Origin of the sequence: Saccharomonospora xinjiangensis XJ-54, assembly GCF_000258175.1 — a bacterium.
GTDB classification, from domain to species: domain Bacteria; phylum Actinomycetota; class Actinomycetes; order Mycobacteriales; family Pseudonocardiaceae; genus Saccharomonospora; species Saccharomonospora xinjiangensis.
Window position 1 is genome coordinate 1,246,624 of sequence record NZ_JH636049.1, and the last position, 21,457, is coordinate 1,268,080.

The window sequence follows — 21,457 nt, forward strand, 5'->3', positions numbered from 1 at the left end:
TCACTCCACACCCATCAGCAGTACCGCATCGGTCTGCCCACCGGGATAGCACACGAGTTCGACATCGGGCCGTTCGGCGCGCAGGTGTCCGGCGAGGACATCGGTGATCGTGCCGGGCGCTTCCTCGCCTGCCAGGACCGTGACCAGCTCACCTCCCACGGCGAGCATGCGGTCGAGAACGCCCGTGGCCGCGCGTTCGAGACTCCCCTCGGCACCTCCGGGCTCGATGAGCACCACCTCGCCGTCGATGAGTCCCACGACGTCGCCCGCGGCCGCCCTGCCGACCCACGTGATGGCGTCCTCGGCCGCGACCACCACCTCGCCCCTTCGCGTGGCGGCAGCCGCCTCCGCCATGGCGACGACGTCGGCGCCCGCCCTGCGCTCCGGATCGTGGACCGCGAGCGCGGCCAGCACCTGCACCGGCGAGGCACACGGCACCACGACAACGTCTCTGCCCTCCAGCATCGGATGCCCGGTGACCCGCTCGGCCGCGGCCGTCAGGCGGACCCCGCCCGGCACCACGGTCACGTGCGTGGCCGCCGTCGTGGTCACGAGCGTGAGCAGGTCCTCGGTACTCGGCTCACCGCCGGCCCCGATCGCGAGCACCGGGATTCCCTCCGCCTCGACGAGCCGGGCCAGCGCCTCACCGTGCACCACGGCCACCACCGCGCGGTCGGCCGCCGTCACCGGGTGGTCCACGGGTTTCGGCGTCAGGAGAGGTTCGACGCGGACCCCGTGCGGCCTGCCGTGGGCGAGTCCTGCCTCCAGCACGGCACCGATGTCGGCGCAGTGGACGTGGATGGCGTACTCGCCGTCACCGGCCTCGGCCACCGTCACGCTGTCCCCGAGCGCCGACAGCACTCTGCGCAGTTCCGGCAGCCCATCGGCGGCGGTCGCGGGGCCTGACACGGTGAGCAGGTACATCACCTCCCACGCCCGCGAAGGCCGGTCGTCACCGGCATGCGCGTGGCTGGCGGCACACACCGGCACGGTGGTGCGCACACCCGTCAGCGCCTCGACGAGCGCGTCGAGCACAACCACAAGACCCCGGCCCCCCGCGTCCACCACCCCGGCGACGGCGAGGGCGGCGAGCTGGTTCGGGGTGTTCGCGAGCGCCTCGGCAGCCGTCTTGGCCGCCAGCTCGGCCACCTCGGCCGCCGAGCAGGCGAACGCACCCCCGCCCGAGGCGGCATGGCCGTCCAGCGCGGCGGAGGTGGCGTGCAACACGCTCAGCATCGTTCCGGCCACAGGCCGGGCCACCGCTCGCGTGGCCGCCACGTCGGCGGCCTTCAGCGCATTGGCGAGGGCCGCCCCTCCGAGTTCCGGGGCACCGAGGGCCGAGGAGGCCATGCCGCGCAGCACCTGCGACAGGATGACGCCGGAATTGCCTTTCGCCGACCGCACCGCCGCGTCGGCCACCGCGGTCAACGCGGCGCCGGCGCTTCCCGCGGCGTCCGCCGTCAATCCGTCCAGCCCGTCCCGCGCCGCGATCATCGTGTGCAGCAGGTTCGAGCCCGTGTCGGAGTCGGCCACAGGGAAGACGTTGATGTCGTCGATGTCGGCCCGCAGCGCGCGCAGGTCGCGCAGACAGACGTCGATCCACCGCCGTACGGCGTCCGCGTCCAGAGCAACGTCCGAAGCTCCCGAGGCCCGCACCCGCGTATCCTCCGTAGCTGGTATCGAGGCATGCCAGACTGCGAGAGTAGCGACCCCGGTGAGTCTCGGGCGGCCGCACCCGCTACCCTGTTCGAGTTGCCCGGCACCGCCGGGTGGTTCGTTTACCGATCTTTTCGAGGAGTGTTCGACGTGGCTGCCGTGTGCGACGTCTGTGGCAAGGGGCCGGGCTTCGGCAAGTCGGTCTCGCACTCTCACCGGCGTACCAACCGCCGGTGGAACCCGAACATCCAGACCGTGCACGCCAAGGTCGGGCTTTCTCAGCGGAAGCGCCTGAACGTGTGCACCTCCTGCCTCAAGGCGGGCAAGGTCGTTCGGGGCTGACACAGAACTTGTGAAACGAGCGAACGGCTCGGTGACCACCAGGTCGCCGAGCCGTTCGCCGTATCGGGGGTTGCTAAGGAAGTTTCCAGTCGATCGGTTGCGCTCCCTGCTGTTCGAGCAGCGCGTTGGCCCTGCTGAAGGGGCGCGAGCCGAAGAACCCGTTGCGCGCGGAGAGCGGACTCGGATGCACGGACTCCACGCACGGCACCGACCCGAGCAGCGGCTTGAGCTTGCGCGCGTTGCTGCCCCACAGGATCGCCACGAGCGGCTTCTCCCGCTCGGCCAGCGCCACGATCGCCCGCTCGGTGATCTCCTCCCAGCCCTTGCCCTGATGCGAGTTCGGCTTGCCGGGGCGCACCGTGAGCGCCCTGTTGAGCAGCAGCACACCCTGCTCCGTCCACGGTGTCAGGTCGCCGTTGGACGGTTGAGGATGCCCGAGGTCGTCGCAGTACTCGCGGTAGATGTTGACGAGGCTCTTCGGCAAAGGACGGACGTCCGGCGCCACGGCGAAGGACAGCCCGATCGGGTGGCCCGGCGTCGGATACGGGTCCTGACCGACGATCAGCGCGCGCACCTCCTCGAAGGGCTGTCGGAACGCCCGAAGGATGTGCTCACCGGACGGCAGGTATGTCCGCCCCTCCGCGACTTCGGTGCGAAGGAACTCCCCCATCGCCGCGATCCGGTCGGCGACCGGCTCCAAAGCCTTCGCCCAGCCGGGGTCCATGATCTCGTGCAGTGGTCGTGCGGTCACGGCACGGCAGCTTAGCCGAGCGGGATGACACCGCGATCACAGGCGCGGACGCGGGCCGCGCGCACGCGTGCACCAAGTGCAGGCACGCGCGCACCAAGTGCGGACACGCGCGCGTCAGGTGCGGACACGGCGTCAGAGGGGTCTTGACAGGCACACGCTCAGCGGGTCGTCCGCGTAGACCCCGAAACCGGGCATGTCCACGTAGCCGGACGAGCGGTAGAGGGCGATGGCCTCTGGCTGCTTCGTCCCGGTCTCCAGCACCAGCCTGGTACGGCCCGCCTGGACGGCCGTGCGCTCCACCTCGGCGAGCATCGTCCTGGCCAGGCCGCGCCCTCGCAAGGACGGCACCACGTACAGGCGCTTCATCTCCGCGTCACCGGGGACGAGCGGCGGATCGGCGACATCGTGCGCACGCCACCCACCGCACGCGACTGGGACGTCGTCGAGGTAGCCGACGAGGAACAATCCCGAAGGTGGGGCGAACTCCGCCGGATCGACAGGCGTGAGGTCCGGATCTCCGTATCGGGCCACGTACTCCTGCTGCACCGCGTCGATGAGCTTGACCGCGTCGGGATGGTCGAACGCCACCGTCCGGATCTCCACTCCGATCTCCTCCCACACTCCTCGGCCACCGCAAGTATGCCGTGGACAACCCCGGCCCCAGCGGCCTCGGTGACGTCGATGACATCGACGGCGTCGTATCTTTCGTGACCTTCGACCTACCAGCGACCACAGCGACCACAACGACCACAGCGACCACGGCGGCTTTACGTCGCCTCCGACGTACCATCGGCCACGGCGGCTCCCGGCAAAACTCGCCGGACGTCGGCCATCGGGCCGCTCTGCCGGTTCCGGTGGACGTCGGCGACCGGGCCGACCTCACCGGCCTCGGCGGACCACGCCCTCACCGACCTCGTTCACTCATCGCCACGCGCGACCTCACCACCACGCCCGGCATCGCCGACCTCCGTTCACACTCAGCACCTCGGCCGCGCTCAACGCCTCGCCTGACCTCAGCGGTTCGGCTGCCGTGGTCGTCCGCCTCGCCTCACATCCAGTGCCGCCAGCCCGGTTCGCGATCGTAGGGATCGCCGTCCACGGTGACGCCGGTGTCCGCGACCACCGAACCGACCACCTCCCACCCCTCCGGCAGGTCGGACGGCGATCCGAACGTCGCGGCGAGCGCGTGGTCCTCGCCGCCGGTGAGCACCCAGTGCATCGGGTCCGCGCCCAGCGCCGAGCCGACGTCCACCAGCCGTTCGGCCACGGTGAGCCGGTCGCTTCGCACGTCGATGCCCACACCCGAGGCTTCGGCGAGGTGCGCGAGGTCCGCCAGCAGCCCGTCGGAGATGTCGATCATCGCGGTGGCTCCGGCCAGCGCCGCCGAGGGACCGGCCGCGTACGGCGGGTCGGGACAGCGCTGGGCGTTCACCACACTCACGGGCGAGCGGAACCCCCTGCTCAGCACCGCGAGCCCCGCCGCGGCCCAGCCGAGCCGACCGCACACGGCGACGACGTCTCCCGGCCGCGCGCCCGCGCGCGTGACGGGAGGGCGGCCACCGAGGTCGCCGAGCGCGGTGACACTGATCATGATGTGATCCGCGCTCACCATGTCACCGCCGACAACACCGACGTGCACCCGCCTCGCCTCGGTGGCCACGCCGTCGAGCATTTCGGCCGCCACGTCCCTGGGCGTGTCCGGCGGGCACGCCAGCGCGACGACCACCGAGGTGGGCACCGCGCCCATCGCGGCGATGTCGGCGAGGTTCACGGCGACCGCCTTGCGACCCACCTGAGCCGGAGTGGACCAGTCCAACCGGAAATGCACACCCTCCACGAGCGCATCCGTGGCGATGACCACACGCCCGTCGGGCGCGGCCACCACGGCGGCGTCGTCGCCGGGACCGAGCAACGTCGTTGACGGCTGCGCTCTCCCCGCCGTGACCTGGCGGATCAACCCGAATTCACCGATCGCCGCGACGGTATCCGCCCCGGACGCGGGACTCTCTCCCACACCTACCTCCGGTTGTCACATAGCCCGCGCCCCCAACTGTCGGATGCCCGATCGTCGCAGGTCTGCGGTACGTTGCTGCCTACATTCCTTACTGCTACGCGGAACCGCCGGACATGAAGGGGAGCAGCGCCGTGGTCCACGCATACATCCTCATCCAGACCGAGGTCGGCAAGGCCGCCGCCGTGGCGGCGGAGATCTCCGGAATTCCCGGAGTCACCACATCGGAGGACGTCACGGGGCCCTACGACGTCATCGTGCGCGCGGAAGCCAACAGTGTGGACGAGCTGGGTCAGCTCGTGGTCGCCCGCGTGCAGAACGTGGAGGGCATCACGCGCACCCTCACCTGCCCCGTGGTGCATCTCTGAGCTGTGATGTAGTGGGACGGTGAGCGAAACCGGTGCCCCACCCCGGACCCTCGTCGTGCTCGCCGCGGTACTCGCCTCGGCGCTGGCCGTGACGGTCGCCGTACTGGGGCTGGTCTTCGCACCCGACGGCTCGGGCCGCGACGCCCCCGGTGACGGGCAGCGGAAGGCGTCGGGGCCGCTGCCGCTCGTCTCCGTTCCCGCTCCCGAGGCCGACTCGCCGCACTGCACGACGTTGATCGAGGCAGTGCCCCGCGAACTGGAGTCCTCTGGTGAGAAACTGACCCGCCGCGAACTCGCCGAGCCCGCACCGCCAGCCACCGTCGCCTGGGGTGGCGACCCTGTGGTGTTGCGGTGCGGCCTCGACCGGCCGCCCGAGCTGACCCGGTCGTCGGTGCTGCGCTCGATCGACGAGGTCCGCTGGCTTCCGGTGCCCGGCGAGGGCACCACGACGTGGTACACCGTGGACCGCGAGGTCTACGTGGCACTGACCGTGCCGGAGACGACCGGAACCGGCCCACTGCAACAGCTGTCGGAGACCATCGCCGACGTGCTGCCTGCCGCGCCGCTCGACTTCGGCTGAGCGGCGCGGCTGTGCTGACGTCTGCTGCCGACTGCTGATGGCTGCCGCCGACTGCCGGTGCGGCAACGGACCCTGGAACGTCGGGGCAGCTCAGCGCAGTCCGGTTCCCCTGGCGAGAGCCGTTTCGACGAGTGTGGTGAGCAGTGCCGGATAGTCGATGCCGGTGACCTCCCACATCTTCGGGTAGGCCGACGTCGCCGTGAAGCCGGGCATCGTGTTGACCTCGTTGACGGTCAGCGTGCCGTCCGCTCCGACGAAGAAGTCCACCCTGGCGAGCCCTTGGCAGTCGAGCGCGCCAAACGCGCGGACGGCGACCTGCCTGAGGCGTTCGGTGACGGTGTCGTCGAGCTTGGCGGGAATGTCCAGTTCGGCGTCCTCACCGAGGTACTTGGTCTCGAAGTCGTACCACGCGTCCGCATCGTCGGAGAGCACGCGGATCTCGGCAGGCAACGACGCCTCGACCCGGCCGTCGGGGAACTCCAGCACACCGCACTCCACCTCGCGGCCGACGGTCTCGGCCTCCACGAGCACCTTCGGGTCCGTCTGGCGCGCGAGCGCGATGGCGGCGTCCAGTTGCGACCAATCCGTGACGCGGGAGATCCCGATGGACGAGCCGGCGCGAGCGGGTTTGACGAAAACGGGAAGGCCGAGCCGGTCACGCTCCTCCTCGGGCAGGGTCTGCTGCCCGCGCCGCACGACGGCGTAGCGGCCGACCTCGATGCCCTCGGCAGCGAGCAGTTTCTTGGCGTACTCCTTGTCCATCGCCGCCGCGCTCGCGAACACCCCCGCGCCCACGTACGGCAGGTCGGCCAGCTCCAGCAGCCCCTGGATGGTGCCGTCCTCGCCGAAAGCCCCGTGCAGCACGGGGAACACCACGTCCACGGAGGACAGGATCTCGGCGCGCTCCCCCGGCTCCAGCCGGACGACCCCGCCCGCCGTGGGGTCGGGCGCCAGCACGAGTGCCTCGCCGCCCGCGACGGAAGGCAGTTCCCCGCCCTTGATGCGCAGCGCCTCGGGCTCGCTCGTACCGAGCACCCACCCGCCGGCACGAGTGACCCCGATGGGCACGACCTCGAACCGGCCGGGGTCGAGGTTGGCCAGAATGCTGCCCGCCGACACACAGGAAATGGTGTGCTCGGTGCTCCGGCCGCCGAAGACGACGGCCACTCGGGTCTTGCGGCTGTTCATGGGCGGCACCCTACCTTCGGGTCGGACGGAGCACGTCAACGAGCACCCCGAGGACGTCGTGGAGCGTCTCGCGCGAGCAACCCGCGTATCCGACGGCGATGCCCGCCGTGGTGGGGGTGCCCGCGAAGTGCCGGGCCAACCCGTCGAGCAGCAATCCGCGCTCGCGGCCGAGCGCCAGCCTGCGCCGCTCCTCGTCCTCCGATTCGAGCGGTACCACCAGGTGCGCACCGGCGTCGTCACCGAGAACGGGCACGTTCTCGGCCCGCAACGCGGTGACGAGCATGGAGCGCCGCTCGGACAACTCCCTGCGCAGTCGCCGCAGGTGGCGTCCGAGATCGCCGTGCCTGGCGAGTTCCACGAACACCCGCTGCCCCGCGGGGGACGCCCGCGTGCCCGCGTCGTCGCGGTAGGCGAGAACAGCGGCGGTGACGCCGGGTGGTGCGACCATCCACCCCGCGCCGAGCGTGGGTGTCAGGATCTTGCTCGTGGTGCCGAGATGGACGACGACGTCGGGCGCGAGGGCGGCGAGCACCGGCAGCGGAGCGACGTCGTAGCGCAGTTCGCCGTCGTAGTCGTCCTCCACGACGAGAAATCCGTCGGCACGGGCGCGTTCGACGAGTTCGACACGGCGGGATGCGCTCATGCGGCTGCCGAGGGGGTACTGGTGGGCAGGTGAGCAGTAGACGGCCTTGACGCCCGCGGGAATCGAATCGGGCCGCAGCCCCTGCTCGTCTACCTCGACGGGCACAACCCGGGCACCCGCGCGGCGAAACGCCTCGACGGCCCGCTGGTAACCCGGCTCCTCCACGCCGACGAGGTCGCCGGGATCGAGCAGCGCGGCGGCCAGTTCGACGACGGCGGCGGTGGTGCCAGCCGTGGCGAGGACGGAGTTCGGTGCCGCGTCGAGCCCGCGATGTCGCAGGAGATGTTCGGCGATCGCGGCCCGGTACTCCACGAGTCCCGCTCGTTCGGACACGACCAGCGGCGGGGAGTCCGCGGCCGCGCGCCAGGCTCGCCGCCACGCCGCCCTGTCGAGGCCGTCGGCCCACGGCATTCCCGGCATCAGCGGCACGAGATCCCCCTGCGGGGGCTGGTCGGGGCCTGCGACCGCGCGGTGATGGGACACGGGGGTCGGGGGCGAGGTCGTGACGAAGGTGCCGGAACCGTGCCGTCCCACGATCCAGCCCTCGGCGTGCAGTTGCTCGTACGCGGCGGAGGTCACGGTCCTGCTGACCCCGAGACCTGCCGCCAGCGCCCGGGTGGACGGCAGCCGGTCGCCGCCCCTGAGGTGGCCTCCCGAGGCGGCTTCGCGCAGTGCGTCGGCGAGCTGGACCGCCAGCGGCACGCCGGACTCCCGATCGAGCGTCACCGGCAGGAGCGTGGTGTCAACGCCGGCCACGTGACCTCCCATGTCGAAAAGTGGCATCTTGGACTATCGGAATTGTGGCTATTCCATCATGCCACTGGGTGTCCTCACGATGAGTCCCATGACTGCTTCCACCGAGCGGCCTTCCCTGTCCTCTCCGTCCTCCCTGTCCGCCACCCCTCGCACCACGCCGAGCCGCAAACACCAGCACTTCGCCACCGACCGTGGCGCGCTGTACGACGTCCTCGACGCCGCGCTGCTGTGCCACGTCGGCCTCGTCCTCGACGGTTCTCCCGTCGTGCTGCCCACCGCGTACGGCAGGGAAGGCGACACGCTGTACCTCCACGGCTCGACGGGGTCGGCCAACATCCGCGCCGCCGCCGAGGGTGCGCAGTTGTGCGTCGCCGTCTCGATTCTCGACGGCATCGTCTACGCGCGGTCGCTGAACGACCACTCGATGACCTACCGCAGTGCGGTGATCCACGGCCGCGCCACCCTCGTCACCGGCGACGAGCGCAAGATCCGGGCACTGCGGGTGCTCAGCGAGCACCTCAGCCCCGGTTCGTGGGACTACGCCCGAACCCCGAACCGCAGGGAACTGGCCGCGACACACGTACTCGCGATCGATCTCGGCGAGGCGTCGGTGAAGATCCGCGCAGGCCATCCCCCAGTCGGCGACGCCGACCGCGACGCGACCACGACGTGGGCAGGTCTGCTTCCCGTGCACACCACGTTCGGCTCTCCTGTCACGGCGGACTACGTACCGGCCGACGTCGCGGTGCCGGAACACGTCTCCGCCAGGGTCACCGGCCGCACGGTTCGCCCTCCATCGAGGTAGACGTGCACGCTGATCGCCGGATCAGGTCCGGGGTTCGCCACGTCGTGCACGTATCCCGGACCGAAGACCCGGGACTGTCCCGCTTCGACCGAGATCCCAGGCGCAGGAGGCGGTGGGCCCTGATCCCGGCGCACCTTCTCGACGAGCCGCCCGCTCACCACGGTGAAAGCTCCCGTCGTGTGTCCGTGGTCGTGCGGGCCGGTGAGCTGACCAGGAAGCCAGCTGCACAGCCACACCTCGTGGCCGCCGACGGTGTCGAGCAGGACGGCGCAGCGCTCGCCGGGGTCGTAGCGCAACAGGTTGCGCCAACGGCTCCGGTCGGCGGCGAACTCCAGCGCCGTCCGCACCGGGTGGCGCGACAGCAAGTCTGCGGGAGGAAGCGCGATCGTGTTCTCGGGCACGGCGAACATGGGACGGTGTGACCTCGGAAATCTCGGGAGGGATACGTCGGCTCGAACGGCCGAAGGCGTGGGAGGGAACGTCGAACACGCGGGACATCGCGTGAAGGCATCGAACGCCGCACGACCACACCGCGGCATCCGACGCGGCGAGCAGCGGTCGGCGTCAGTGGCGCACCGTCAGTGGCGACAACAGCAGCAGTGGCGCACCGTCAGTGGTGACAGTGGCAGCAGTGGTGACGACGGTGACGACGGTGACGACAACAGCCTGGCACGGCGCGAGCAACACGACCGCACCGGGAGCGCGGAACGCGAAGCACCGAAACCGAAGACCGACATGCGTTCAGGCAAGCAGACCGCAGCGGTGCGCGTCAAACCCGAAACCGGCTCGCACACCGGACCGGCCACACGCGACCGAAGGTCACGACCATTCGTGCTTCTGCTTGCGGCCCAGCAGTTCCGCGCCCACCGTGCCGGGATCGAGACCCTCATGACACACCCGGAACATGGCATCGGTGATGGGCATGTCCACACCGAGACGGTGAGCCAGCTCACGGATCGAGCGGCACGAACTGACACCTTCCGCGACCTGGCCGCCCTGCGCGGCCCTCGCCGCCTCCATCGACTCGCCCCGCCCGATGCGCTCGCCGAACGTCCGGTTGCGCGACAGCGGTGACGAGCACGTCGCCACGAGATCGCCGACGCCCGCGAGACCGGCGAAGGTGAGCGGGTCCGCACCGAGCGCCGCACCGAGCCGGGCCGTCTCGGCGAGCCCTCGGGTGATCAACGTCGCCATGGTGTTGGCGCCGAAGCCGAGCCCGGCCGCCATGCCACAGCTCAGGGCGATCACGTTCTTGCACGCACCACCCAGTTCGCACCCCACGACGTCGGTGTTGGTGTACGGGCGGAAGTACGGGTTGAAACTCGCCTCCTGGATCGCCACGGCCTTCTCGTGGTCGGCACACGCCAGCACCGCAGCGGCAGGCTGCTCCTGCGCGATCTCCCTCGCGAGGTTGGGGCCCGACACGACGACCACGTCACCGGGCCGCACGCCCGTCACGTCGGAGACCACCTCGCTCATGCGTTTCAGGGTGCCCAGCTCGACGCCCTTGGCAAGGCTGACGAGGATGGCGTCCCCTGGCAGCAGCTCGCGCCACTCCGTCAGGTTCTCGCGCAGGCTCTGGCTCGGCACCGCGAGCACCACCGCCTGCGCTCCGGCAAGGGCCACAGCTGCGTCGTCGGTGGCGGTCACGCGGCGGGGAAGCCGGACGCCCGGCAGGTACGCCGAGTTGGTGTGCCGGAGCCGGATCTCCTCGGCGACCTCGCTCCTGCGGGCCCACATCGTGACCTCGCGTCCCGCGTCGGCGAGGATCTTCGCGAACGTCGTTCCCCATGACCCCGCGCCGAGCACGGCCACCCGTTGCACCGCCATCGTCAGGCGCGCCCCTCCGCGTCGCCGGACCGCGAGGGCGGCTGCTCACCCCTGATCTCGACGAGCTGCTCCAGCACCCGGTCCATCACGAGTTCCGTGACCTCGCGCAGCAACGCCTGGCTGCGTTCCTTCTCCCGGTACGCCGACAGATCGACCGGCTCGCCAACGGAATGCACCACCGTCTTGCGCGGCAGCGGGCGGAACTTCTTCGTGTAGCCGTTCCAGATCTGGTGGGTGCCCCACCGCGCGATGGGGATCACCGGGACGTCGCTCTCGAGCGCGAGCCTCGCCACACCGGTGTACGAACGCTTCGGCCAGCCGTCGGGGTCCTTCGTGATGGTTCCCTCCGGGTAGATGAGCACGACCTTGCCCTCACGAAGGGCCTGGTGTGCGGCCCGCAGGCTGTCACCGGCGTCGCCGGAGCCCCGGTACACGGGAATCCCACCGGAACCGCCGAGAATCTTGCCGAAGATCGGGATCCGGAAGAGGCTGTCCTTGGCCATGAACCGGGGCACCCGCTTGTTGCGGTGCACGAACACGGCGTCCACGGCGGGGTCGAGGTGCGAGATGTGATTCATCACCAGGAGAGCGGGCCCGCTGCGCGGAATGCGGTCCGCGTTGTGATAGACGCTGCGGCCCATCCAGGTCAGTGGGTAGAACAGGGCCGCAGCAGCGCCGACCCAGAAGCCGCCCTTCTCCCGATCCGCCAAGGCTATTCCTTCCCGAGGAGTTCCGGTCTCGTGGGTTTCCGCCTGATCCTGCCACAGCCCCTCGGCCGCGGCGCCGGGGTCGGCCACCGGTGACCTGCCGCGACGTGTTCTCAGGTAAAGATGGTGAGGTGGCTGTCGATCTGATCGTGCCGCTCAAGAGGCCAAGCCTTGGCAAGTCCCGGTTGCGCGAGACGCTCGGGCACCCTGAGGGCCGGTACTCCCACGCCGAACTGGTGCTGGCACTCGCGTTCGACACGCTGCGCGCCGCCACGGCCGCCCCCGGCGTCCGCAGGGTTCTGGTGGTCGGCTCCGACCCCGTCGCGCTCGCGGCGCTGCGCGAACTCGACGTGGACGTCGTCGGCGACGGCATCTCCGGCATCTCCGGCATCTCCGGCATGTCCGGCATGTCCGGCGGCTCGAACGACGAAGGGCCGGAGAACGGCCTGAACACCGCGCTGCGCGTCGGCGAGCGGTTGCTGAGGGCGGACGACCCCGGCGGTGTCGTCGGAGCGCTCCAGGCCGATCTGCCCGCACTCCGCCCCGGCGAACTCGCCGAGGCACTCCACGAGGCGCGTGGACGGCGGGCGTTCGTCGCCGATCGGCACGGCACCGGCACCACCCTCCTGCTGTCCTCTCCAGGCGAGCCGCTCCGCCCCCGGTTCGGGCCCGGTTCCGCGCACGCACACACGCTCTCGGGTGCGCACCCGCTGGCCGCTGGGCTGCCGTCACTGCGCGGTGACGTGGACACCTCCGGTGATCTCGACCACGCTCGCCTGCTCGGACTCGGCGACCGCACGAGGGCCGTGCTCGACCGCGTCTGCCTGCTGTCATAAGGCTTGGCAACAGCGTCACACGGCCGCCCGGAGCGCTCCTCGTTCGGCCGTGACGGCGTTCTCTCGACACGTCATGACCTCCCCGAATGGGGGACAATGGTCGCGTGAGCGACGAGACCAGGACCTCAGCGGCCGGCACCTCCGACGTGCCAGGCGGCTCGCAGCCCCCGGCACAAGCGGAGGGCACGGCCGAGGTCGGCCACCGGCCCACGTCCACCGCGCCGCCTCCCCGTGCGGGCGACAGGCAGAGCCGCGACTTCCGCCGCGTGCCATCGGCACCGCCCGCCGCGACCCGGGGCGGGATGCCTGACGAGCTGCCCGACGATCGATACTTCAACAGGGAACTCTCCTGGCAGGACTTCAACGCCAGAGTGCTCGCGCTCGCCGAGGACCCGTCGCAGCCGCTGCTGGAGCGGGCCAAGTTCCTGGCCATCTTCGCGTCCAATCTGGACGAGTTCTACATGGTCAGGGTCGCGGGCCTGAAACGTCGGGAGCAGACCGGCCTCTCGGTACGCAGCGCCGACGGGCTCACCCCCAGCGAACAGCTCACCTACGTCGCCACGCGCAACGCCGAACTGGTCGAGCAGCACGCGCTCGCCTTCGAGAACGACCTGCGACCCGCGCTCGCCGAGGTCGGCATCCGCATCGTCGCGTGGTCGGACCTCGACGCCGACGACCGCGCCCGGCTCTCCGAGTACTTCACGAAGCAGATCTTCCCGGTGCTGACGCCACTTGCCGTCGATCCGGCGCACCCCTTCCCCTACATCTCGGGTCTGTCGCTCAACCTCGCCGTCACGGTCCGCGACCCCGGTGACGGCACCGAACGCTTCGCGAGGGTCAAGGTCCCCAACAACGTGCCCCGGCTCGTCCGTATCGAACGCAGCCGCGACAGCCGGATCGCCACGTTCCTGCCTCTTGAGGAACTCATCGCCGCGCACCTCGACGAGTTGTTCAGCGGAATGCAGGTGAGCGAACACCACGTGTTCAGGGTCACCCGCAACGCCGATTTCGAGGTGGAGGAGGACCGCGACGAGGACCTATTGCAGGCGCTGGAACGCGAACTCGCGCAACGCCGGTTCGGCCCTCCCGTGCGTCTCGAAGTCGCCAGCGACATGAGCGAACACGTGCTGGAACTGCTGCTGCGCGAGTTGGAGGTCGATCCGCAGGACGTCGTGGAGGTCCCCGGCCTCCTCGATCTGAGCTGCCTTCACCAGCTCCATTCGCTCAACCGCAAGGAACTCAAGGACCCGCCGTTCGTCCCCGCGACACACCCCGCGTTCGGGGAACGCGAGACGCCGAAGAGCGTGTTCGCCACGCTGCGGGAAGGCGACGTCCTCGTGCAACACCCGTACCACTCGTTCTCCACGAGTGTGCAACGGTTCATCGAGCAGGCAGCCGCCGACGACAACGTGCTGGCCATCAAGCAGACCCTCTACCGCACGTCGGGCACCTCGGGCGAGTCGCCCATCGTGGAGGCCCTCATCAACGCGGCGGAGCGCGGGAAACAGGTCGTGGCGCTGGTCGAGATCAAGGCGCGATTCGACGAACAGGCCAACATCACCTGGGCGCGCACCCTCGAACGCGCGGGCGTCCACGTGGTCTACGGCCTCGTCGGGCTCAAGACGCACTGCAAGATCGCCCTCGTTGTGCGGCAGGAGGGGTCCACGATCCGGCGCTACTGTCACGTCGGCAGCGGCAACTACAACTCCAAGACCGCGCGGTTGTACGAGGACATCGGACTGTTCACCGCCGACCCGTCCGTCGGCGCCGACCTGACCGACCTGTTCAACGTCCTCACCGGCTACTCCCGCCAGCAGACCTACCGCAACCTGCTCACCTCGCCCAACGGCATCCGGCGAGGACTTCTGAAGTTCATCGAGGACGAGATCTCTTTCGCCAGGGCAGGAAAACCGGCTGGCGTGCGAATCAAGTGCAACTCGCTTGTCGATGAGCAGGTCATCGACGGGCTCTACCGCGCGTCACAGGCAGGAGTTCCCGTTGACGTGGTGGTGCGGGGTATCTGTTCGCTCAAGCCCGGCGTCGCGGGGCTCAGCGAGAACATCCACGTGCGCTCCATCCTCGGGCGCTTCCTCGAACACTCAAGGGTTTTCCACTTCAAAGGCGCGAACACCCACTGGATCGGCAGTGCCGACATCATGCACCGCAACCTCGACCGCAGGATCGAGGCGCTGGTACGCGTGTCCGACCCGCGTCTCACGGCTTCGCTCGACGACATGCTGGACTCCGCGCTCGACCCGATGACCCGGTGCTGGATTCTGCGCCCCAGCGGGGAATGGGTACCCTCTCCCGCGGAGAGCGGCCAGGTCCGCGACCATCAGATGGAAATGCTGCGCAGGCACGGAGCCACAGGGTGAGCAAGCTCGTGAAAGCGGCGGGGGCGGTGCTGTGGCGCACCGGCTCCGCGGGCAACGAGATCGCGGTCGTACACCGGCCGCACTACGACGACTGGTCGCTGCCGAAAGGCAAGCTCGACCCCGGCGAGACCTCCCCCGTCGCCGCGGTGAGGGAGCTGACGGAGGAAACCGGCTACGACGCCGTTCTCGGACGCTTTCTCACCACCGTCGAATACAGCGTGAACGGGTCGGCCAAAACGGTGGACTACTTCACCGCGCGGCCGGTTGCCGGGGAGTTCACCCCCAATGAGGAAGTCGATGAACTCCGCTGGCTCCCGATGGACGAGGCGCGGTCGCTGCTGACCTACGAAGGCGACCGCGACGTGTGTTCGCGCGCCGAGGAGTTGCCTGTCGATACGGCGACCGTGCTCCTCGTCCGCCACGCGAAGGCGGGCAACAGGCAGGACTGGGAAGGCGACGACGACCTGCGTCCCCTTTCCGACGCGGGACGCCGACAGGCTTCGGCGCTGCGGCCGATGCTGCGCGCGTTCCGCCCGCAAGCCGTGTATTCGGCGCCCCGCCTGCGGTGTGTGCAGACGGTGCGGGAACTCGCGTCCGACATCCGTCGCGAGGTGCACCTCGAACCGCTGATGTCGGAGGAGACGTACTGGAACGACCCCGAGGCCGGGACGCGTGCGCTGCTGGCCACGGCCCGCGCCCACACCACCTCGGTCGTGTGCAGCCAGGGCGGTGTCATCCCGGATCTGCTGGACACACTGGCGAGCAGGGACGGCATCACCCTGACCCGGAAACTCACGGGAGAGGTGCCGAGCAAGAAGGGCTCCGTGTGGGTGCTGTCCTTCGACACCGGCGCGGCCGAGACAAGGCTCGTCGCAGCTCACTACCTGCCCAGCGCGCTGCCCGCGCCCGCCCACCTCTGACACGGCCCTTCGACACGGCCTTCTGACACGGCAGGGCTCCCGTACGTGGTGCACGGGAGCCCTGCCGAGAGACCGAACGCCGCTTCTGGCGCGGCGGTCGGTGTTACTTCGCCGTCTTCTTCGCGGTGGTCTTCTTCACCGGGGACGTGGCCCTCGCCGTGGCCCTGGAGGTCGTCTTCGCGGTAGCCTTCGTGGTCTTGGCCGGAGCCTTCTTCGCCGTCGAGCGGGTGGACGTCCGCGTCGTCGCCGACTTGGCGGCGGTCTTCGGCGCGGCCTTGGTCGCGGTCTTCGGGGCGGCCTTGGTCGCGGTCGCCTTCGTGGTGCTCGTCTTCGGTGTCGCCGACTTGGTGGTGGCCTTGGCCGTGCTCGCCTTCGCGGTGGACCGGGTGGAAGCCGCCTTCGTGGTGGACTTCGCCGTCTTCGGGGCGGCCTTGGCCGCGGTCGCCTTCGTGGTCCTCGCCGTCGCCTTCGCCGCAGTCTTCGGAGCGGTGGTCTTCGGAGCGGCGGCCTTGCTCGCCGTGCTCTTGGCCGCCGTCGTCTTCGTCGTACGGGCGGAGGTGGCGCGGGTCGTCGTCCCCGTGGTCCCGCGGGTGCGGCTGGTGGTGGTGCGCGTCGAGGTCGGACGGGTCGCCGCCGCCTTCGACGTACCGGCGGCCGCACGCGAGGTGGCCGTCGCGGTGCGCTTCGCGGGAGTGGCTTTCGGCAGCTTCTTGGCTCCGCTCACCACGTCCTTGAACGTTGTGCCGGCACGGAATGCGGGAACGTTGGTCTTCTTCACCCGCACGGTCTCACCGGTGCGCGGGTTCCTTGCGGTACGGGCGGCGCGGGCACGCTTCTCGAAGACACCGAAACCGGTGATGTTGACCTTCTCGCCCTTGTTGACCGTCCGGATGATGATATCGACCAAGTTGTCTACAGCCTGCGCCGCGACCTTCTTGTCGCCCAAGCGCTCCGAGAGCGCTTCGATGAGTTGGGCCTTGTTGGCCATTCCAGTCCTCCAAGAAGAACTACGTGTTACCCGGCCACACCGGCCGACATGCGCACACGGTATTACCAACGCAGCACAAATTCCAAACGGCACGCGGATTTTTTCCTTATCGTGTGCGCGGTTACGCCTGGCGCAAGCCCTCAAGGGCTTCGTTTCGCGTGCCGTTCGGTGTGGTGTGTGACCGTGATCCCGCGGCCGGGTAGAGGCCCCGGATTCCCTTTGCGGCGACGAAGGATTCGCGGGGCCGTCGTTCTCCTTGCTACCTCACGGTGGTGACGGGTTTGTGGGGAGGACGACCCTTCTCGAAGTCGGAGATGGCGTCCGCGTGCCGCAGAGTCAGCGCGATGTCGTCGAGCCCTTCGAGCAGACGCCAGCGGGTGTAGTCGTCGATGTCGAAGCGAGCGACGAAGTCCTTTGCGCGCACGGTCTTCTCGCGCAGATCGACCGACACCTCGGTGCCGGGCTCGTTCTCCAGCAGCTTCCACAACTGCTCGATGTCGGCCTGCTCGCACTGGGCCGTGACGAGACCCTGCTTGCCGGCGTTGCCCCTGAAGATGTCGGCGAAACGGGACGAGACGACGACCCGGAATCCGTAGTCCATCAGCGCCCACACCGCGTGCTCGCGCGAGGACCCTGTGCCGAAGTCGGGCCCTGCCACGAGCACGGAGCCCCGGTTGCAGGGCTCCCGGTTGAGGACGAACTCCTCGTCGGAGCGCCAGCTCGCGAAAAGACCGTCCGCGAAGCCGGTGCGTGACACCCGCTTGAGGTAGACGGCCGGGATGATCTGGTCAGTGTCCACGTTAGACCTGCGAAGGGGCACCCCGACGCCGGTGTGGGTTGTGAAGGGTTCCATGACGGTGAACTCCTCGTCGGTGGTTCGGCAGTGACGTCAGTCGAGGTCCTCTGGCGAGGACAGGGTGCCCCGCACGGCGGTCGCGGCGGCCACGAGCGGCGAGACGAGGTGGGTCCTGCCGCCCTTGCCCTGCCTTCCCTCGAAGTTGCGGTTGGAGGTCGAGGCGCTGCGCTCCCCCGGCTTCAGCTGGTCGGGGTTCATGCCGAGGCACATCGAACACCCGGCGGCCCGCCATTCGGCGCCGGCCTCCGTGAAGACCTCGTGCAGCCCCTCGGCCTCGGCGGCGTTCCGTACGCGCATCGAACCGGGCACCACGAGCATCCTCACGCCGTCGGCGACCTTGCGGCCCCGCAGCACCTCGGCAGCGGATCGCAGGTCTTCGAGACGGCCGTTGGTGCACGAGCCGAGGAAGACCGTGTCCACGGAGATCTCCCTCAGTGGCGTTCCCGGCTTCAGATCCATATAGGACAGGGCCTTCTCGGCGGCGAGGCGCTCGTGCTCGTCGGCGATCCGCTCGGGGTCGGGCACCGACTCCGACAGCGGCAGCCCCTGCCCGGGGTTGGTGCCCCAGGTGACGAACGGTGTCAGCGCCGAGGCGTCGAGGTACACCTCGGCGTCGAAGACGGCGTCGTCGTCGGTGCGCAGCTCGCGCCACTCGGCGACGGCGGCGTCCCAGTCGGCGCCCTTCGGGGCGTGCGGACGGTCCTTCAGGTAGGCGAAGGTCGTCTCGTCGGGAGCGATCATGCCTGCCCTGGCGCCCGCCTCGATGGACATGTTGCAGATGGTCATGCGCGCTTCCATCGAGAGGGCTTCGACGGCGCTGCCCCGGTATTCGAGGACGTAACCTTGGCCGCCGCCCGTGCCGATCTTCGCGATGACGGCGAGGATGATGTCCTTGGCGGTGACGCCGGGCCGCAGCGTCCCCTCGACGTTGATCGCCATGGTCTTGAAGGGCCGCAACGGCAGGGTCTGCGTGGCCAGCACGTGTTCCACCTCCGACGTGCCGATGCCGAAGGCCATCGCACCGAAGGCACCGTGGGTGGAGGTGTGGCTGTCGCCGCAGACGACGGTCATCCCCGGTTGTGTGAGGCCGAGCTGCGGGCCGATGACGTGGACGATGCCCTGCTCGACGTCGCCCATCGGATGCAGCCGGATGCCGAACTCCTCGCAGTTGCGCCGGAGCGTCTCGACCTGGGTGCGCGAAACCGGGTCGGCGATGGGGAGATCGATGCCGACAGTGGGGACGTTGTGGTCCTCGGTGGCGATCGTGAGGTCGGGCTGCCGCACCGTCCTGCCCGCGAGGCGGAGCCCGTCGAACGCCTGCGGGCTGGTGACCTCGTGGACGAGGTGAAGATCGATGTAGAGCAGGTCCGGTTCGGCACCGTCGCCTCGACGCACCGTGTGTGCGTCCCACACCTTTTCCGCCAGTGTGCGGCCCCGCCGTTCGGTCATCAGGGCTCCTCCATTGAGCGTGGGTCGGTCGGAAAGCGAGCTGACTCACTTCACCAACGATGGACTTCCCACATCGCGAGATTATAGTATCGCTTCGTGGGACAACCCGATGTTAGCAACACTGATTCCGAGCAGGTCCAGCAGAGCGGGATCGGCGTTCTGGACAAGGCCGTTTCCGTCTTGCACGCCGTGTCGGCGCAGCCGTGCGGGCTGGCGGAGTTGTGCGCGCGGACGGGCTTGCCTCGTGCGACGGCGCACCGGCTCGCTGTGGGCCTTGAGGTTCACCGTTTGGTGCGGCGCGGCCCTGACGGCCGGTGGCGGCCCGGGCCTGCGCTGGCGGAGCTGGCTGGCGGCTCGGTGGATCCGCTGCTCGATGCGGCAGGTGTTGTGCTGCCGAAGTTGCGTGATTTGACGGGCGAGAGCGTGCAGTTGTATCGCAGGGACGGCGTCGTGAGGGTGTGTGTGGCGGTGGCGGAGCCGCCGAGTGGCTTGCGGGACACGGTGCCGGTGGGTGCGAGGCTGCCGATGACGGCGGGGTCGGGGGCGAAGGTGCTGGCGGCGTGGGCGGATGCGCACACGCGCCAGGCGGTGCTGGCGGATGCGGTGTTCGGTGAGCGCACGCTGCTGGAGGTGCGGCGCCGTGGCTGGGCGCAGAGTGTCGCTGAGCGGGAACCGGGCGTGGCGAGTGTGTCGGCGCCGGTGCGTGACGCGTCGGGCAATGTGGTGGCCGCGGTCTCGGTGTCGGGTCCTGTGGACCGCATAGGCCGTCGTCCTGGCGCGAGGTGGGCGAGCGATCTTTTGAAAGCCGCGGAAGCCCTGCAAGAACGCCTCTAAAACCAAGGGCCGAAGCACCACAACGGCAAGCGACCACAAGCACAGGCGCCGCGACCCAACCCAACACGAACAACGCAACCCCAAAGCCGGCCGAGCGAAGCGAAGCCCCCAAGAGCCGAGGCGAGCGAAGCGAAGCCAATGGCCCGTCACCACACGCCCCCGAAAATCCCCACCCACCAACGAACCCGCGTACGACAACCGCGAACCCAAGTACAGGAAGTGAGGACACGCGTGCAAGAAGCGCGGACACGCGCGCAAGAAGTACCAACACCCGTACAGCAAGTGAGGACACGATCGATAGCAGCGAGCGAAGCGAAGCGGACAGCAAGGCGGCGGCCAAGCCGGGACAGCACCCACACAAGCCTGTGTGATCAAGGTGACCGGCCGGGGGTCCGGGGGCTTGCCCCCGGCTGGGGTGTGGGGGCTCGGCCCCCACAAAACACATAAGAAAGAGCCCCCTCTGCGCTTTCCGCAGAGAGGGCTCTCCCGCTCTTTCCGTACCCCCGATGGGATTCGAACCCACGCTACCGGCGTGAGAGGCCGGCGTCCTAGGCCGCTAGACGACGGGGGCTTGTCGCTGTGTGCGAGGTGAAGTCTACCAGATCGGTTTTCTTCGCTTCGCGCTGGGGTACCAGGACTCGAACCTAGACTAACTGAACCAGAATCAGTCGTGCTGCCAATTACACCATACCCCATCGCGGTTCTTCACCGGATCTCTCCGGATCGGCTCCGCTGGGAAGAAATACTAGTGCATGCCGCGGAGCGGGCTGCCACGGGGGGTCCCAACATCAACGTGGTGTGGGGACGCCGAGCCGCGCGAACTCGGAAACGAGCAGTTCAGGCAGGTCTGCGAGGGTGTTGAGGACGTGGACGCCGTCGGGTATCTCGACGTCGAGCCTGTGCCGGTCGAGCCATACGCCGCCGAGTCCCGCGTCGCGGGCGCCGATGGCGTCGGTGATCAGTTTGTCGCCGACGTGGACGGCATGTGTGGGCTCGCAGCCGATGGCGGAGCAGACTTTGTGGAACATCACAGGGTCGGGTTTGGCCACTCCCATTTCGCCTGCGATGGCGATGTGGTCGAAAAAGGTTCCGAGGCCGAGTCCGGCGAGTTTGTCTCGTTGGTGGGCGCCTGATGCGTTCGTCACAGCGGCGAGTTTCACGCCTGCGGCTTTGAGCCATTCCAGGCAGGGCAAGACGTCGTCGAACAACCGCCAGGAGTGCCGCAGGAATGCTTTGCGGCGCAGTTCGAATTCCCTGGCCTGTGCGGTGTCAACGGCGACGCCGAGTTCGGCGAGGAAGGCCCGGGTCCTGGTGGCGTGCATGTCGGCGTATGCCAGCTCGCCTGCCACGACCCGGGCGACGTGGTCGTCGGTGATGTGCTCCCACAGTGGCCACATGTCGGTCCTGCCGATCAAGAGCTCGAGCGAGCTCCTGCCTGCCGCCGTGAAGTCGATCAGCGTGTCGTCGATGTCCAGGCACACCAACCGTAGTTCGGGCGGAGTCCAGGGAGGAGCACCGTCGAGTTCGGAGGCAGTGTGCGATGCCGATGGTGAGCCAAGCAG

At 69.2% G+C, this 21,457-nt stretch carries 22 protein-coding genes and 2 tRNA genes; 8 read left to right on the forward strand and 16 right to left on the reverse strand.

Features of this window, described 5'->3' with window-relative positions; all coding sequences use genetic code 11:
• Positions 1-1,656 (reverse strand): DAK2 domain-containing protein, encoded by a 1,656-nt coding sequence (locus SACXIDRAFT_RS05140; protein ID WP_006237434.1) that lies wholly within the window; start codon positions 1,654-1,656, stop codon positions 1-3.
• 150 nt (positions 1,657-1,806) lie between these two features.
• On the opposite strand from SACXIDRAFT_RS05140, the gene rpmB reads away from it, so the two are divergent.
• Positions 1,807-1,998, forward strand: coding sequence for a 50S ribosomal protein L28 (gene rpmB, locus SACXIDRAFT_RS05145; protein WP_006237435.1), 192 nt, complete (start codon positions 1,807-1,809; stop codon positions 1,996-1,998).
• A 73-nt stretch (positions 1,999-2,071) separates the two neighbouring features.
• Here rpmB and SACXIDRAFT_RS05150 read toward each other — a convergent pair whose 3' ends face one another.
• The 3 genes from SACXIDRAFT_RS05150 to SACXIDRAFT_RS05160 all read right to left on the reverse strand — a co-directional run bounded on the left by SACXIDRAFT_RS05150 (position 2,072) and on the right by SACXIDRAFT_RS05160 (position 4,763).
• Positions 2,072-2,749: a uracil-DNA glycosylase gene (locus SACXIDRAFT_RS05150; protein ID WP_006237436.1), complete on the reverse strand. Its 678-nt coding sequence runs from the start codon at positions 2,747-2,749 to the stop codon at positions 2,072-2,074.
• 132 nt (positions 2,750-2,881) lie between these two features.
• Positions 2,882-3,352: a GNAT family N-acetyltransferase gene (locus tag SACXIDRAFT_RS05155; RefSeq protein ID WP_006237437.1), complete on the reverse strand. Its 471-nt coding sequence runs from the start codon at positions 3,350-3,352 to the stop codon at positions 2,882-2,884.
• A 445-nt stretch (positions 3,353-3,797) separates the two neighbouring features.
• Complete coding sequence (locus tag SACXIDRAFT_RS05160) at positions 3,798-4,763, reverse strand: thiamine-phosphate kinase (protein ID WP_006237438.1); 966 nt, start codon at positions 4,761-4,763, stop codon at positions 3,798-3,800.
• A gap of 131 nt (positions 4,764-4,894) precedes the next feature.
• Here SACXIDRAFT_RS05160 and SACXIDRAFT_RS05165 point away from each other — a divergent pair, with 131 nt between their 5' ends.
• Both SACXIDRAFT_RS05165 and SACXIDRAFT_RS05170 read left to right on the forward strand, forming a co-directional pair.
• On the forward strand, positions 4,895-5,128 hold the full coding sequence (locus tag SACXIDRAFT_RS05165; RefSeq protein ID WP_040922476.1) for an Lrp/AsnC family transcriptional regulator: 234 nt from the start codon (positions 4,895-4,897) through the stop codon (positions 5,126-5,128).
• A gap of 19 nt (positions 5,129-5,147) precedes the next feature.
• The gene (locus SACXIDRAFT_RS05170) at positions 5,148-5,708 is read left to right on the forward strand and encodes a DUF3515 domain-containing protein (protein WP_040922048.1); all 561 of its coding nucleotides are present in this window, start codon (positions 5,148-5,150) and stop codon (positions 5,706-5,708) included.
• A 90-nt stretch (positions 5,709-5,798) separates the two neighbouring features.
• Here the strand turns inward: SACXIDRAFT_RS05170 and SACXIDRAFT_RS05175 are convergent, their stop codons facing one another.
• Both SACXIDRAFT_RS05175 and pdxR read right to left on the reverse strand, forming a co-directional pair.
• Positions 5,799-6,896 carry a D-alanine--D-alanine ligase family protein gene (locus SACXIDRAFT_RS05175; protein ID WP_006237441.1) on the reverse strand — a complete coding sequence of 366 codons (1,098 nt, stop codon included), beginning with the start codon at positions 6,894-6,896 and terminating at the stop codon, positions 5,799-5,801.
• 10 nt (positions 6,897-6,906) lie between these two features.
• The gene (gene pdxR, locus SACXIDRAFT_RS05180) at positions 6,907-8,322 is read right to left on the reverse strand and encodes a MocR-like pyridoxine biosynthesis transcription factor PdxR (protein WP_232285253.1); all 1,416 of its coding nucleotides are present in this window, start codon (positions 8,320-8,322) and stop codon (positions 6,907-6,909) included.
• A gap of 61 nt (positions 8,323-8,383) precedes the next feature.
• Between pdxR and SACXIDRAFT_RS05185 the strand changes: the two genes are divergently transcribed.
• Positions 8,384-9,100, forward strand: a complete 717-nt coding sequence (locus tag SACXIDRAFT_RS05185; RefSeq protein ID WP_040922049.1) for a pyridoxamine 5'-phosphate oxidase family protein — start codon at positions 8,384-8,386, stop codon at positions 9,098-9,100.
• Here SACXIDRAFT_RS05185 and SACXIDRAFT_RS05190 read toward each other — a convergent pair.
• The 4 genes from SACXIDRAFT_RS05190 to SACXIDRAFT_RS05200 all read right to left on the reverse strand — a co-directional run bounded on the left by SACXIDRAFT_RS05190 (position 9,019) and on the right by SACXIDRAFT_RS05200 (position 11,640).
• Positions 9,019-9,510, reverse strand: coding sequence for a cysteine dioxygenase (locus SACXIDRAFT_RS05190; RefSeq protein ID WP_006237444.1), 492 nt, complete (start codon positions 9,508-9,510; stop codon positions 9,019-9,021). The two genes, SACXIDRAFT_RS05185 and SACXIDRAFT_RS05190, sit on opposite strands and share 82 nt — an antisense overlap.
• Before the next feature lie 154 nt (positions 9,511-9,664).
• Positions 9,665-9,787 carry a hypothetical protein gene (locus tag SACXIDRAFT_RS23690; protein WP_269730182.1) on the reverse strand — a complete coding sequence of 41 codons (123 nt, stop codon included), beginning with the start codon at positions 9,785-9,787 and terminating at the stop codon, positions 9,665-9,667.
• A 132-nt stretch (positions 9,788-9,919) separates the two neighbouring features.
• A complete protein-coding gene (locus tag SACXIDRAFT_RS05195; protein ID WP_006237445.1) occupies positions 9,920-10,930 on the reverse strand; it encodes an NAD(P)H-dependent glycerol-3-phosphate dehydrogenase in 1,011 nt (336 codons plus the stop codon).
• Positions 10,931-10,932: 2 nt separating this feature from the next.
• Positions 10,933-11,640, reverse strand: a complete 708-nt coding sequence (locus tag SACXIDRAFT_RS05200) for a lysophospholipid acyltransferase family protein (RefSeq protein WP_006237446.1) — start codon at positions 11,638-11,640, stop codon at positions 10,933-10,935.
• Positions 11,641-11,768: 128 nt separating this feature from the next.
• Here SACXIDRAFT_RS05200 and SACXIDRAFT_RS05205 point away from each other — a divergent pair, with 128 nt between their 5' ends.
• From SACXIDRAFT_RS05205 to SACXIDRAFT_RS05215, 3 genes are all read left to right on the forward strand, one after another.
• Positions 11,769-12,473 (forward strand): CofC family guanylyltransferase, encoded by a 705-nt coding sequence (locus tag SACXIDRAFT_RS05205; RefSeq protein WP_040922050.1) that lies wholly within the window; start codon positions 11,769-11,771, stop codon positions 12,471-12,473.
• A gap of 86 nt (positions 12,474-12,559) precedes the next feature.
• Positions 12,560-14,848 (forward strand): RNA degradosome polyphosphate kinase, encoded by a 2,289-nt coding sequence (locus SACXIDRAFT_RS05210; protein ID WP_006237448.1) that lies wholly within the window; start codon positions 12,560-12,562, stop codon positions 14,846-14,848.
• Positions 14,845-15,768 carry an NUDIX hydrolase gene (locus SACXIDRAFT_RS05215; protein ID WP_006237449.1) on the forward strand — a complete coding sequence of 308 codons (924 nt, stop codon included), beginning with the start codon at positions 14,845-14,847 and terminating at the stop codon, positions 15,766-15,768. Before SACXIDRAFT_RS05210 ends, SACXIDRAFT_RS05215 begins: the two co-directional genes overlap by 4 nt.
• 103 nt (positions 15,769-15,871) lie before the next feature.
• On the opposite strand, the gene SACXIDRAFT_RS05220 is transcribed toward SACXIDRAFT_RS05215, so the two are convergent.
• From SACXIDRAFT_RS05220 to leuC, 3 genes are all read right to left on the reverse strand, one after another.
• Complete coding sequence (locus SACXIDRAFT_RS05220; protein ID WP_006237450.1) at positions 15,872-16,756, reverse strand: HU family DNA-binding protein; 885 nt, start codon at positions 16,754-16,756, stop codon at positions 15,872-15,874.
• A 259-nt stretch (positions 16,757-17,015) separates the two neighbouring features.
• Positions 17,016-17,609, reverse strand: a complete 594-nt coding sequence (gene leuD, locus SACXIDRAFT_RS05225; protein WP_006237451.1) for a 3-isopropylmalate dehydratase small subunit — start codon at positions 17,607-17,609, stop codon at positions 17,016-17,018.
• Positions 17,610-17,645: 36 nt separating this feature from the next.
• On the reverse strand, positions 17,646-19,061 hold the full coding sequence (leuC, locus tag SACXIDRAFT_RS05230; RefSeq protein ID WP_006237452.1) for a 3-isopropylmalate dehydratase large subunit: 1,416 nt from the start codon (positions 19,059-19,061) through the stop codon (positions 17,646-17,648).
• 96 nt (positions 19,062-19,157) lie between these two features.
• On the opposite strand from leuC, the gene SACXIDRAFT_RS05235 reads away from it, so the two are divergent.
• On the forward strand, positions 19,158-19,895 hold the full coding sequence (locus SACXIDRAFT_RS05235; RefSeq protein ID WP_006237453.1) for an IclR family transcriptional regulator: 738 nt from the start codon (positions 19,158-19,160) through the stop codon (positions 19,893-19,895).
• A gap of 498 nt (positions 19,896-20,393) precedes the next feature.
• On the opposite strand, the gene SACXIDRAFT_RS05240 is transcribed toward SACXIDRAFT_RS05235, so the two are convergent.
• The 3 genes from SACXIDRAFT_RS05240 to SACXIDRAFT_RS05250 all read right to left on the reverse strand — a co-directional run bounded on the left by SACXIDRAFT_RS05240 (position 20,394) and on the right by SACXIDRAFT_RS05250 (position 21,376).
• Positions 20,394-20,466 (reverse strand) — tRNA-Glu (locus tag SACXIDRAFT_RS05240).
• A 52-nt stretch (positions 20,467-20,518) separates the two neighbouring features.
• Positions 20,519-20,590: transfer RNA gene (locus tag SACXIDRAFT_RS05245), tRNA-Gln, on the reverse strand.
• Positions 20,591-20,683: 93 nt separating this feature from the next.
• On the reverse strand, positions 20,684-21,376 hold the full coding sequence (locus tag SACXIDRAFT_RS05250; protein ID WP_006237454.1) for an HAD family hydrolase: 693 nt from the start codon (positions 21,374-21,376) through the stop codon (positions 20,684-20,686).
• Positions 21,377-21,457 lie beyond the last annotated feature (81 nt).

What these genes read in the sequence shown, in the direction of transcription:
- SACXIDRAFT_RS05175 (WP_006237441.1), bottom strand. Translation starts at nt 6,896, where the DNA reads ATGAACAGCCGCAAGACCCGAGTGGCCGTCGTCTTCGGCGGCCGGAGC.
- pdxR (WP_232285253.1), bottom strand. Translation starts at nt 8,322, where the DNA reads ATGCCACTTTTCGACATGGGAGGTCACGTGGCCGGCGTTGACACCACG.
- SACXIDRAFT_RS05185 (WP_040922049.1), top strand. Translation starts at nt 8,384, where the DNA reads ATGACTGCTTCCACCGAGCGGCCTTCCCTGTCCTCTCCGTCCTCCCTG.
- SACXIDRAFT_RS05190 (WP_006237444.1), bottom strand. Translation starts at nt 9,510, where the DNA reads ATGTTCGCCGTGCCCGAGAACACGATCGCGCTTCCTCCCGCAGACTTG.
- SACXIDRAFT_RS05195 (WP_006237445.1), bottom strand. Translation starts at nt 10,930, where the DNA reads ATGGCGGTGCAACGGGTGGCCGTGCTCGGCGCGGGGTCATGGGGAACG.
- SACXIDRAFT_RS05210 (WP_006237448.1), top strand. Translation starts at nt 12,560, where the DNA reads ATGGGGGACAATGGTCGCGTGAGCGACGAGACCAGGACCTCAGCGGCC.
- SACXIDRAFT_RS05220 (WP_006237450.1), bottom strand. Translation starts at nt 16,756, where the DNA reads ATGGCCAACAAGGCCCAACTCATCGAAGCGCTCTCGGAGCGCTTGGGC.
- leuD (WP_006237451.1), bottom strand. Translation starts at nt 17,609, where the DNA reads ATGGAACCCTTCACAACCCACACCGGCGTCGGGGTGCCCCTTCGCAGG.
- leuC (WP_006237452.1), bottom strand. Translation starts at nt 19,061, where the DNA reads ATGACCGAACGGCGGGGCCGCACACTGGCGGAAAAGGTGTGGGACGCA.